General features: G+C 59.9%; 9 protein-coding genes. 1 reads left to right on the top strand and 8 read right to left on the bottom strand.

What is annotated here, in order from left to right; all coding sequences use genetic code 11:
* Positions 1 to 32: 32 nt before the first annotated feature.
* Positions 33 to 491: a GNAT family N-acetyltransferase gene (locus tag AB3X55_12350; protein ID MEX0504380.1), complete on the bottom strand. Its 459-nt coding sequence runs from the start codon at positions 489 to 491 to the stop codon at positions 33 to 35.
* Positions 488 to 1,225, bottom strand: coding sequence for a tRNA (adenosine(37)-N6)-threonylcarbamoyltransferase complex dimerization subunit type 1 TsaB (gene tsaB / locus AB3X55_12345; protein MEX0504379.1), 738 nt, complete (start codon positions 1,223 to 1,225; stop codon positions 488 to 490). Before tsaB ends, AB3X55_12350 begins: the two co-directional genes overlap by 4 nt.
* A 170-nt stretch (positions 1,226 to 1,395) precedes the next feature.
* Here tsaB and AB3X55_12340 point away from each other — a divergent pair, with 170 nt between their 5' ends.
* Positions 1,396 to 2,424, top strand: a complete 1,029-nt coding sequence (locus AB3X55_12340; GenBank protein ID MEX0504378.1) for a polysaccharide deacetylase family protein — start codon at positions 1,396 to 1,398, stop codon at positions 2,422 to 2,424.
* 48 nt (positions 2,425 to 2,472) lie between these two features.
* Here the strand turns inward: AB3X55_12340 and AB3X55_12335 are convergent, their stop codons facing one another.
* From AB3X55_12335 to mutS, 6 genes are all read right to left on the bottom strand, one after another.
* Positions 2,473 to 3,639 carry a glucosaminidase domain-containing protein gene (locus AB3X55_12335; protein MEX0504377.1) on the bottom strand — a complete coding sequence of 389 codons (1,167 nt, stop codon included), beginning with the start codon at positions 3,637 to 3,639 and terminating at the stop codon, positions 2,473 to 2,475.
* 51 nt (positions 3,640 to 3,690) lie between these two features.
* Positions 3,691 to 4,245, bottom strand: a complete 555-nt coding sequence (locus tag AB3X55_12330) for a NifU family protein (protein MEX0504376.1) — start codon at positions 4,243 to 4,245, stop codon at positions 3,691 to 3,693.
* Positions 4,246 to 4,517: 272 nt separating this feature from the next.
* Complete coding sequence (gene trpS, locus AB3X55_12325) at positions 4,518 to 5,576, bottom strand: tryptophan--tRNA ligase (protein MEX0504375.1); 1,059 nt, start codon at positions 5,574 to 5,576, stop codon at positions 4,518 to 4,520.
* 89 nt (positions 5,577 to 5,665) lie between these two features.
* Positions 5,666 to 7,219 (bottom strand): murein biosynthesis integral membrane protein MurJ, encoded by a 1,554-nt coding sequence (gene murJ, locus AB3X55_12320; protein ID MEX0504374.1) that lies wholly within the window; start codon positions 7,217 to 7,219, stop codon positions 5,666 to 5,668.
* Positions 7,216 to 10,011, bottom strand: coding sequence for a [protein-PII] uridylyltransferase (locus AB3X55_12315; GenBank protein MEX0504373.1), 2,796 nt, complete (start codon positions 10,009 to 10,011; stop codon positions 7,216 to 7,218). The genes murJ and AB3X55_12315 overlap by 4 nt, the downstream gene beginning before the upstream one ends.
* A gap of 33 nt (positions 10,012 to 10,044) precedes the next feature.
* Complete coding sequence (gene mutS, locus AB3X55_12310; GenBank protein MEX0504372.1) at positions 10,045 to 12,726, bottom strand: DNA mismatch repair protein MutS; 2,682 nt, start codon at positions 12,724 to 12,726, stop codon at positions 10,045 to 10,047.
* Between the last annotated feature and the right edge of the window lie 60 nt (positions 12,727 to 12,786).

Here is a 12,786-nt window from a genome sequence, read left to right as displayed (position 1 = left end):
CGGGGCTTTTCTAGGCTGGTCGGCAGCGCCGGTCAAGCCGTTGGCTGTGGCACCGACCTCCATGTCAGAACCAGCGCATCAACACGGCCATGCGCGCGCTGGTAATAATCGCGGCGGCGGCCTGTCTCGCCAAAGCCAAGACCGGCATAAAGCGCCAACGCCTCCACATTGTCCACAGCAACCTCAAGCATCACTTCGCTCACCGCCGCCGCCGCCAGATTATCCAGCGATTCCGCCAGCACAGAGGATGCAAAACCCCGTCGCCGGTCGTCTGGGGCGGTGCCTGTCGAGATCAGATCAGCAGTGGTGCCGGCATTCAGGAACAGGGCATAGCTTGCCAGCCTGTCCGGGTCCGGGAACAACGCGAATCCGTCAAAGGCCGGTTTGGCATGAAGTGTTGCAAGATCATCTCGTGTCAGGGGACACGCAAAGGATGCCGCCTCAATTTCGGCGATCGCATCAAGATCGGACTCTGTGATGGGTCTGATCACGATCTGATGGCAGCGGATGCCGGAAGCGGGGACTTCGGACCGGAGGAGGCCGGGCCAAGAAAAGCCGGAGCGACATAGAGTGGCGTCAACGGTTCCGTTGCCTGACCGGTCTGCAGAAGATGCGCCGCCAATGCGGCAATCTGCAAGGCATCGACAGCAGGTGCATCCGTTACCACTGTCATGTCATGATCGGGACAGGCCTGTATCAGTTCGCCCGCACCTGGCCCAAGGATGGCTGCCGCATACCAATCCTGCGGCAGCGACATTCCGGGCTCGGGAAGAATATCCATTATCGACGACAGCGGCTTGTTGGCAGGGTCAAAAAGCTGGCAGAAATAGCTTCCACGGCGCGTATCGGCACTGGCAAGCAGATGGCGCCCGGCAAGCTCGGCCCGGTCGGCACGCGCCGCATGGGCTGCCGCGGCAAGACAGGACACGCCGATTCCATCAGCTCCACAGGCGAGCGCGAATCCCTTTGCCGCGGCAAGCGCAACCCTGATGCCGGTAAAGGATCCGGGACCACGGCCAGCGGCAACATGTGTCAGTTCACCTGCGGTGAGTCCAGCCTGATCAAGAACGTCACGCGCCAGCTCGGTGATCACCGCGGCATGACCATGCCGGGCGGTATGAATATTCTGCCAATGCTGCCCGTCGGCACGGCAAATCGCAGCTGACGCCTGGTCGGCGCTTGCCTCCAGCGCAAGGATGACGGCCTGATCTGGCAAAGCTGACATCGGGAATCCGGACCTTTCCTTACAATCTTTCCTTACAATGTGGCTTCGATCATCGACTCCGGCACCGTGATACAGCGGATGAAAGGCCCATATAGAGTAAACTGCCTCTGGCGATCCCATGTCTAGCACAGTATGGTATTGGCTTCACCAACCTGCCCACGTTCCGGTTCATGATATCGAAGCCCTTTGTCAAACGCCTGTTCCTGTTGCCCGTCATCATCGTCGGCATGCTGGTCGGGACTGCCGTTGAATCCCGCGCTGCGGATCACGCGACGATCCTGATGTATCACAGGTTTGGAGAAGACAAATATCCAAGCACAAATGTACGGCTCGAACAATTCGAGGAACATCTCGAAATCCTCGCCAGTGGCCCCTATTCAGTCTGGCCGCTGGATCAGATCATCGCCAACCTTCAGGCTGGCAAACCGGTGCCGGACCGTACAGTGGCGATCACGATTGACGATGCCTATCTGTCAGTCTTCGAGGAGGCGATGCCACGACTGCAGGCGCGCGGCTTTCACGCAACGCTGTTCATCGCCACGCGGCCGGTCGATCGCAACCTTCGCAATTACATGAGCTGGGATCAGATCCGCGAATGGCAGGCTGCCGGATTCGGTATTGGCAGCCAGACCCAGACCCACCCGCATATGCACCAGGAAACAATCGAGACAAACCGTGCCGAAATCGCGGTCAGCAATGAACGCTTCCTTGCCGAGCTGGGAATCCGGCCAACCCTGTTTGCCTATCCCTATGGCGAATATAATCTCGATGTGATCGAGCTTGTGAAAGAGGCCGGCTTTGAGGCTGCCTTTGGACAGAATTCCGGCGTCGCACACGGCTATGACGGATATTTCGAATTGCCGCGTTTTGCGATGAATGAAGAATATGGCAACCGGGAACGTCTTGAGCTTGCCATCAATGGTCTGCCCCTGAAGGTCAGCGAAATTGTCCCGGCAGATGTCGTGCTGGGTGAGAACCCGCCACTCTATGGCTTCACCCTGGCAAATGACATGGACCAGGAACGCCAGCTTCGCTGCTTCAACAGCAAATATGGCAAGCTCGATGTCTCCATGATCGGGCGACGTGCGGAAATCAGAATGCCGGGACCGCTTGTCGGGACGCGTGCCCGCGTCAATTGCACAATGCCCGGCCCGGAGGGAAGGTGGCGCTGGTTTGGCCGCCAGTTCCTGACCGAATGACCCGGCGGCGGGGCGGGGGGCTAGCATATTGATGCCAGAAACACCCGATCAGTGAAGCCGCGCCGACTCATACTGTCCAAAATTGTTTGAACGGATGAGCGCCTTCAATTTGGTGACATAGACCTCGCCAATCTCTGCATATCCATCAAGGAAATTCGACAGCTGGTAGCCGAGTTCGGCCTGTGTTCTGCCACGAAGAAGGTAGCGGCGCGCCCGGAACGCGGCGTAACGGGGGTGGGTGTTCAGATTGTGCATATAGGCCCGAACCGAACCAAAGAGATTTGGAAAGCTTCGAACGACAGCCTGGCTGTTTGAGGCGCGTTCCGGTTTCAGCCCTGCATCCTTTTGCCAGGCCCATTGACCGAAAAGGGCATTTCCCTGAAGTGCAAAGCGCGATGTTCCCCAGCCGGATTCGATGGCCGCCTGCGCCAGCGCCAGTGACACCGGCACAAAATCGGCCCGCAACAGAAGCTGCCTTTCGACCTCGGCCTTCGATTCGGTTTCGGTATCGATCCGGTAAAGACGCGCCCAGCGTTCAATGGTCGGCCAGTCACCCCGCGCGATTGCCCGTTTGATGGCGTTCCGGCGCTGCACAATTTCCTCATTCGCCGCCAGAATCAGCGGCAGGGTGATCGCGATGAAGTTTTCCTTCTGACGCGTGACCGGCAGGACGGTGTGCGATTCCGGGATGCTTTTGGTAAATCTGCGCATGACTTCCAGCGGCGCAGAAGACGGATTTTGATATGCCGGCACCTTCACGCTGCCTGCTGCCTGTGAGGCAAGAACCGTTTTCCGGGCAGCAACGGCAGGCTGCTCCGCCTGGTCAGGGGGCGTGTCACCCTCAGATGCGGCTTGGGAAGGGGACGCGACTGTATCGGACCCATAGCTGTCGGGTATCTTTTCGACAACATCTTCGGCTTCCAATGCCGGTGCCGCGGCAAGTCCAGTCTCGGGCTGAATGTCTGGTTCCACAGGGGGCTGCGCAGCTGGCGCAATTGCCGGAGGTGGGGGTGGGGGCGCAACTACAGGCGACAATGCCGGTGCCAGTTCCTCGCCGGCCGCTATTTCCGGATGCCCCGTGCCGCCGGTTTCAGCAAACCATCGCGGCGGTTTCAGCTGGAACAGCCCCGGGCCGATGATCCCAAGCACCATGAACAGCATCGCCGCACGGAGAAGATGGGTGTTGGTGATGACAATTCTTGTTGGCTGAGGCACAACTCATCCACTGACGAATTTCACGAAACAACTGCCGGCATCGATTGATGCCTAGAAGTCGGCGGCACGAACCTCGCGCACGTCGGGAATATAATGCCGAAGCATGTTCTCGATCCCCATTTTCAGTGTCGCCGTGGAACTCGGGCAGCCCTGACAGGCACCGCGCATCTGCAGGGTCACGACACCATCGTCAAATCCCTGAAACACGATATCACCGCCATCCATCGCAACAGCAGGACGCACCCGCGTATCGAGCAGCTGTTTGATCTGGGTGACGATCTCGTCATCATCCTCGTCCGCCGCGTCGGCGCCAGCATCGGCCATTTCAACAACCGGCATGCCGGAGGCGTAATGTTCCATGATGCCGGCCAGGATCGATGGTTTCAGTGCAAACCAGTCAAGCGAATCTTCCTTGGTAACGGCAACAAAGTCACCACCAAGGAAAACCCCCTTGACCCCGTCGATCTGGAAAAGGCGTCGTGCCAGGGGCGAATTGGCAGCACTGTCAGCCGCCGGATAGTCTGCCGTGCCACTGTCCATAACCGGCACGCCGGGAATGAATTTAAGGGTCGCCGGGTTTGGCGTATCCTGGGTTTGAATGAACATCTCTGCCTGTCCTTTTCGCACTTGCGACATCCGCCGGAGCCAGCGCCGCATGGGTCAAATTCCTGAATCAGCTGCCTTAGCCACCTTCGGCGCCACGACATCGATACTGTCAGCGCACGCAACCATCGTCGGGGCTTCGTGGCGGACAGGGTTCTGATCGATCCGCCACCAGCACCCATCAACCAACAGGGCTGAATATCGGTCAAGAATAGCACATTTCAATGGCTGGAATGTGGGAAATTTTTGTCCGTCGCCAATATTGAGCGATCATGTCAGCGACGGCTGGACGGTCCGAGAAAACCGACGATCTCGTTGACCTGCTCGATAATCGGTGCCGCGATGGCCTCGGCACGCGCCGCGCCATCATCAAGAACGGCATCAATATCGCCCGGATTGGCAAGCAGTCGGCGCATCTCCTGGCCCATCGGGGACAGTTTCGCCACGGCAAGCTCGGCAAGTGCCGGCTTGAAATCGCCGAATCCGCGACCACCGAATTCCCGCAGGACAGCATCGATGTCACTGTCGGCAAGTGCGGCATATATACCAACCAGATTCTGCGCCTCCGGGCGACCGGCAAGACCTTCTGCCTCGGACGGCAAGGCGTCAGGGTCGGTCTTTGCCTTGCGGATCTTCTGCGCGATCAGATCATCGCTGTCCGTCAGATTGATCCGTGAATTGTCCGACGCCTCGGATTTGCTCATCTTCGAGCTGCCGTCGCGAAGACTCATCACCCGTGTTGCCGTTCCGAAGATCTGCGGTTCGGGAAGCGGAAAGAATTCCACCCCGTAATTCATATTGAAGGACTGCGCGATATCACGGGTCAATTCGAGATGCTGTTTCTGGTCCTCGCCTACGGGAACATGCGTAGCGCGATAGGCCAGAATATCGGCCGCCATCAGAGTCGGATAGGCAAACAGCCCGACTGTCGCGTTTTCACGGTTCTTGCCAGCCTTTTCCTTGAACTGGGTCATTCGGTTCAGCCAGCCAAGCCGCGCCACGCAGTTGAAGATCCAGGCAAGCTGCGAATGCTGCGGCACACGTGACTGGTTGAACAGGATCGAGCGCTGTGGCGAAATGCCGGCAGCGATCAGGCTTGCCGTGACCTCACGTGTGCTTTGGCGAAGCTGTTGCGGATCCTGCGGTACGGTGATGGCGTGAAGATCAACAACGCAATAGATCGACTCAAAACTGTCCTGCAGCGTCACCCAGTTGCGGATCGCGCCAAGATAATTGCCCAGATGAAGGTTGCCGGTTGGCTGTATCCCCGAGAAAATACGGTTTTCGGGACGGTTTTCGGGGCGGGTTTCAGATGTGGGCTGGACGGTCGTCATGATCAGGTGGCGTTCCCTTGGGCCGCGCTGTTGATAATCAGCCTGCGTTATGATGGCAGCGCCGGTTGTGGTCAAGTCCAAGCCGAACGTCAGCGGCGAAGCAATTGCGCCGGCACGGCACGAAGCACGAAAGCCGTCATAAGATAAACCACACCGCCAGCCACCACCAGCAGGGCAAGATGACCGATTGCCGGCACGCTTTCAAACCATGTTCCAAGCCACCTGCCACCCAGACCAAGAGTGCCCAGCATCATCAGCGTCGCGGCACCGATCCTGACGAGAATCATCGGGGCGGGAAGCCCCATATGCCCCTCAGCTGTCAGGCGGAGAGCCAGTGACAATGCCGCCACAAAGCCGGATATCGAGGTGGCAAGTGCCAGCCCCACATGCCCGAAGACAGGCATCAGCGAGAGCGACAGCACCAGATTTGTGATGACCGCGGCAATCGACACCTTCAGAACAAATCCGGGCCGCGACGTCGCGTAGAAGGCCGGCTGGAGAATCTTCACCATGATATGGGCCGGCATGCCGATGGCATAGGCCATAAGGGCGGCGGCGCTAGCTGCGGCATCGGAATCGGTAAAGGCACCATAACGAAACAGCCCGCTGATAATCTGCGGCGCAATGACAATCAGCGCGCCTGTCGCCGGAATGACCAGAAAGGCGGCAAACAGAAGCGCCTCGGCCAATGAGGCGCGTGCCTCATCGGCCTTGCCGGCGCGAAACTGCGATGACAGGCGAGGCAGCAGAGCCGTGCCAAGGGCAATGCCAAAGATACCAAGCGGCAGCTGTGCCACACGATCCGCAAAATAGAGCCAGGAAATCGCACCAACCGTCAGCAATGATGCCAGAATCAGATCGATGATCAGATTGATCTGCATAACCACCGCCCCGGCAGAGGCAACGCCGAACTGACGCCACATGGCCCGCGCGGCGGCGCTGAAACGGGGGATCTTCCAGGCCGGCATGATCTGGTGGTGCCGCAGCAGCATCGCCATCGCGAAGAGCTGCAGCACGCCGGCGGCCAGCAGCGCCACCGCCAGCGGCATCGCACGTTCAACCGCCAGCCAGCCGGTTGCCATCGGGATCCCCAGCGCCCCGCCAATGAGGCAGAGATTGAAGATCACCGGCATTGCCGCAGCCACCATGAAACGCTGATTGGCATTGGCAATCGCCGCCCAGAACGCGACAAGCGAAATCAAGGGCAGATAGGGAAAGGTGACACGACCAAGGGCAATCGCCGCCGCCAGCCGGTCCGGCGTATCAGCGAAACCGGGAGCAATGGCCGAAATGACAGCTGGCATGAATATCTCGGCAAGACCAACCACAAGACAGAGCGTGACAATCAAGGTTGTCTGCACCTCGCCGGCCAGCGTCATCGCCGCGGCTTCACCTTCATCCTGACGGGCTGTGGTGAAGGCCGGCACAAAGGCGTTCGCCATGGCGCCTTCCGCGGTCAGTCGGCGAAACATGTTGGGAAGCTTCAGCGCCACCAGAAAGGCATCCGCCGCCGGACCCGCCCCAAGAAAAGTGGCAAAGATCACATCCCGCAGAAACCCCAGAATGCGGCTGACACCCGTCAACCCACTGATCTGGCGAAAGGCCCGCGCCAGCGGCTGCGTGCTGCGTGACTGCAGGCTCATGCGGCTGCCTCGTCAAGCTGTTCAAACACCGCCAGAAGCCTGTCACGAATGGTATCCAGACGGGTCTGGTTGTGGATTTGAAGACCAAACAGATCCTTGACATAAAATACATCAACAACGCGTTCACCATAGGTTGAGACGGTGGCCGTCTGGATCTGCAATCCGAGATCGGCAAGCGTATGGGTCAATCTGTGAAGCAAACCCGGAAAATCACGTCCATTGACCTCAATGACCGTGTGGGTGGTGCTGATCTTGTTCGACAGAAACACCCGTGATGGCACCGGCAGACGGCGCACCCGCGCCGGCAGGCTCTGCCAGCGTTCGCGAAGGGCCGATTGCGGTCGCAACGTGCCGGTGACAGCGGAATCGATTCTGGCCTGCAGTCGTTCGAGAAGCTGCATATCCTCAATCATCTGGTTGTGCGTTGTCTGCAGCTGGAACACATCAAGCACCGTGCCGTCACTGCAGGTTGTGATCCGCGCGCCGATGATGTTGATCCCGAGTCCCGCCACAGCGCCGGCAACCCGCGAAAACAGACCGGCGTCATCGACCGTCAGCAATGTCAATTCGGTCACCTTACGGTCGGCCACCTGTCTGAAATCAACCAGAATCGGCACATCCAACGATCGGAATCTGTGGCTCAATTCGGCATGCCTGACATGCATCTCGGTATCATAACCGGTCCAGTAATTACGCGGCAGCCGCGCCGCGTGGGCGGCAAAATCCTCATCCGACCATGCCGCCAGACCGGCACGGGCCTGTTCGCGCGCCTGTTCGGCACTGCTGGCGGCGATCACACTGGCATCAGCCCCGCGAAGCACCGCATCGCTCTGGTAATAGAGGTCACGCATCAGCGCCGCCTTCCACCCGTTCCAGACCGTTGGGCCAACACCGCGTATATCGGCAACGGTAAGCACCAGAAGCAGCTTCAGGCGTTCAGGAGATTGCACGACAGCGGCAAAATCCTCGATCGTCTTCGGGTCATTCAGATCATATCGGAACGCAATCCTGCTCATCAGAAGGTGGTGGCGGACCAGCCAGCTGACCGTTTCGGTTTCCTCAGGCGTCAGGCCGAGGCGCGGGCAGATATCCAGCGCCAGATCGGCGCCAAGCTCGGAATGGTCACCATCGCGTCCCTTTGCGATGTCATGCAGAAGCCCGGCAACAAACAGGGCGCGGCGTGACTCGATCTCGGGCATCACGGCGGTTGCCACCGGCGCTGTCTCGGCAAGAGCGCCGCTTTCGATCTGGTGGAGAATGCCGATCACCTGGATGGTGTGCTCGTCAACAGTATAGCTGTGATACATGTCGAACTGCATCATCGCGATGATCTTGCCGAAATCGGGAAGGAAACGTCCCAACACGCCGCTTTCATTCATCAGACGCAACACCCGCTCGGGATTGTGTCGCGATGTCAGGATGGCAAGGAATTCTTCTGCCGCCCGTGGATCATCCCGCGTCGCATCGCCAAGGGCGTGGAGGCCGCGTGTGATGCGTTGCAGTGCCTGTGGGTGAATGTCGGCTTGCTGTTCAAGCGCCAGATGGAAAATTTCCAGCATACGCAGCGGTGCCTCGCGAAACATCAGTTCGGGGTCGAGATTGATCCGCCCCGACCGGATCCGGAAATGCCCGAAATCCTGCCGCCCCTGAAATGCCGCCGCCCATCCAAGACGACGCTTGCGAAAATCGGTTTCCATGGCCGCGCAGATGATCCTGGTGAGGCTGCCAACGTCACGCGCCGCCAGATAATATCGCTTCATAAACCGTTCGACACCGCGCATGCCGCCGCGCGAGGCAAAGCCCATCAGCGGGGCGATGGCCATCTGGGCGTCGAAATCCAGCCGTTCCTCGGGGCGGCCCGACCGGATATGAAGGTGGCACCTGACAGTCCAGAGAAATCGCTGTGCGGCAGCGAACCGGCGGGCCTCGCTTTCCCGAAGAATGCCCTTTTCCACAATGTCGATGATGCTGTTGGCGCGATAGGCGAATTTCGCGATCCAGAACAGGGTGTGAAGGTCACGCAGGCCGCCCTTGCCTTCCTTGATATTCGGTTCGACGACATAGCGCGTGGCACCATGCCGATCATGGCGCTGGTCGCGTTCCTCAAGCTTGGTATCGACAAAATCAACCGGCTTCAGGCGCGCCACCTCGCGCCGGAACGACCGGTCGAGTTTGGTTGCCAGCGGCCTGTCCCCGGCCACGTACCGCATCTCGAGAAGTCCGGTCAGGATTGTCTGGTCTTCGCGCGAGGCGCGGATTGTATCAGCCACGGTTCGTTTGGCATGACCGACCTTCAGCCCCAGATCCCACAGCAGATAGAGAAGCGATTCCACCACGCTGTCGGCGGCCGGGTCACTGTCCTGTGCGGTAAGAAACAGCAGGTCGATATCCGAATTGGGTGCCAATTCGCCCCGCCCATATCCGCCGACGGCAACAAGCGCCACCCCGGTAGTCTGGCGACGTTGGACAAGGATATCGAGAAGGCATGCCAGAAGACGATCCATGCCAAGCGAATGACGGCCAACATAGACGGCGCCGTCACGTCCGGCAGCCAGTTCGTCGGCAAGGGCGGTTTTCATCGCCACATGGGCTGTTTTTGCCGCCTCAAGAAGCGCCGGCTGAAAGGTGCGGTCATCCGCCGTCTTCAGCCTGTCTGCAACCTGCCACAGGGCGGCGTCATCAATGGGTGCCCGGCCTTCGGCAAGCGCCGTCTCAAGAGGCTGGATCCATTGCCGCCACTGTTTGATCTGGCTGCTGCCGGTTCCCGGCGCATCTGTGGCACTCACCTTCATGCCCCCTCTATCCACCGGTATCTGCCATCGAAGTCATCCATTGGAGTCATCCGTTGACCCGCCTGCTGGGGAATCAAGAAGCTCGCGCAGTTCATATAACAGCTCCAATGCCTCGCGCGGTGCCAGCATATCGGGATTTATCTCCTCGACCCGGCTGCGCACCGGATCATCGACCGGCGTCGGTGCCGGGGCAACGCTCTGGGTAAACAGGGGCAGGTCAGCAGCAAGTCGGTCGGCATCGACAACGCCATGTCCACCGGCTTCCATCTCGGCAAGCAAGGACTGGGCGCGTGCGATGACCTGTGGCGGCAACCCGGCAAGCCGCGCCACATGGACACCATAGGACCGGTCCGCAGCCCCATCAATCACCTGATGCAGGAAAATGATTTCACCCCGCCATTCACGCACCTTCATCGAATGGCATGACAGCCGTTCAAGGTCATGACGCAGACTGGTCAGCTCGTGATAATGTGTGGCGAACAATGTTCGGCAGCGGTTGGTCTGGTGAAGATGCTCAAGCGCCGCCCAGGCGATGGCCAGCCCGTCATAGGTGGCTGTCCCGCGCCCGATCTCATCAAGAATGACAAAGGACCGCTCTGTCGCCCGGTTCAGGATCGCCGCCGTCTCGACCATTTCGACCATGAAGGTGGACCGGCCACGCGCCAGATCATCAGCCGCGCCCACCCGGCTGAAGATCCTGTCAATAATGCCGATGGTCGCCGTCTCGGCCGGCACAAACAGGCCGGCCTGCGCCATGATCGCGATATGGGCATTCTGCCGCAGAAATGTCGACTTGCCTGCCATGTTGGGGCCGGTGACAAGCCAGATCTCGCCCGTATCGCCAAGCATACAGTCATTGGGGATGAAACTGTCACCAGCAGACAGCATTGTTTCAATCACCGGATGCCGACCGCGGCCGATCTGGAAACTCGCATCATCGCGAATATCCGGGCGGCAGAAATCCCGCTTCAGGGCAAGAGCCGCCGAAGCCATCGCCACATCGATCGCCGCCAGCGCCCGCGCCGCCGCGGCAAGCTGTTCAGCCTCGGCCAACGCCCGCGACCGCAATGTCTCGAAAATCTCCAGTTCACGTGCCTGCGCCCGATCAGCAGCTGTCGACAGGTCACGTTCAAGTTCGGCAAGCTCGGTGGTGGTGAACCGCACCGTCTGGGCCGTCGTCTGCCGGTGGATGAACCGCTCGTCCTGCATCAGCTTTTCAGCATGCGCGCTTCGAACATCGACATGATAGCCGAGGACGTTGTTGTGCTTGACCTTCAATGAGGCAATCCCGGTGGCCTCGCAATATTGATGTTGAAGCGCGGCGATCAGGCGGCGGCTTTCATCACGAAGCGCACGAAGTTCATCCAGCGCGGCATCAAACCCGTGGCGCACAAACCCGCCATCACGGGCCAGCAGCGGCAATTCGTCTGCCAGCGCCGGCGCCAGTTCCGCCGCCAGTTTCACCGGTGCCATGACAGCATCATGGAGCGCCGCCAGATCACCAAGATCACCAAGCCCGTGGGTCCGTGTCGCCGTTCCGACAAGGTCCGACGCCGTGGTCAGCGCCTGCGACAGCGCCTGCAGGTCGCGTGGCCCACCATGGCCCATCGCCAGCCGCGACAGGGCGCGGTCGATATCCGGCTGACCCTTCATCATGTGACGAAGTTCATCACACAGCGATGGTCTGTCATGATACCAGCTGACAAGATCGAGTCGCGCAATGATGGCGTCCCGCGAAGCCAGCGGAGCGCCAATCCGCGCCGCCAGAAGCCGGCCACCGGCCGATGTCACCGTCATGTCGATTGCGGACAGAAGGCTGCCTTTCACCTCGCCGGACAGCGTACGGGTGATTTCAAGCGACCGCCGGGTCGCCTGGTCGATTTCCATATAGCCTGATTCGGTGATCGCCTGGATTGGCCTCAGACGGGGCATGTTGCCCTTCTGGGTCAGTTCGATATAGCCAAGCAGCGCGCCCGCCGCGGCGCTCATCGCGCGCGAGAGCTGCCCGAAACCGTCAAGGCTTGCCACGCCGTAATAGGAACACAGCGCGCGCGTGCCGCTGGCCGATTCAAACAGCGACGGCGCCTGTTCGGTCAGGCATGGGCCAAGCGTGGCGACGCCTTCCGGCAGGTCGGCACCGGTCGGAACAACAAGTTCAGCCGGGGCCAGCATGGCCAGCACCCCTTCAAGCCGGCCTGATGCCACCTCCTGCACCGCAAAATCGCCGGTCGACATGTCGGCCCAGGCCACCGCCATGGCCTCGCCAGCCTGGCCAAGCGATGCCAGATAGTTGTGTGCCCGCGGCGGCAGCAGATCATCTTCAGTCAGGGTACCGGGCGTCAGAATGCGAATCACCTCGCGTTTCAGCGGACCCTTGCCGCCACGCTGCTTCTGTGTCGCCGGATCCTCGACCTGCTCGCAGATGGCCACCCTGTGACCAGCCCCGATCAGCCGCGCAAGATAGCCATCCACCGAATGTACGGGCACGCCACACATCGGAATATCGTCACCGTCGCTTTTACCGCGCTTGGTCAGGGTGATGCCGAGCGCGGCCGCGCCGATCTCGGCATCCTCGAAGAACATCTCGTAGAAGTCGCCCATCCGATAGAAAAGCAGCGCGTCAGGGTGTGCATCCTTGACCTGCATATATTGCGCGATCATCGGGGTGGGCGACTTTACTTTTGCCGAGCCAGATGCTGTTATTGCCGCTGTCATTACTATCCCTTGGTTTCCCCGACGCCATGATGATGCCCAAGATATCTGATGTTATATCGC

The organism is Alphaproteobacteria bacterium LSUCC0719, assembly GCA_040839025.1.
In the GTDB taxonomy this organism is placed as follows: Bacteria; Pseudomonadota; Alphaproteobacteria; order Puniceispirillales; family Puniceispirillaceae; genus UBA8309.
This window is presented reverse-complemented; position numbering and strand designations above follow the sequence as displayed.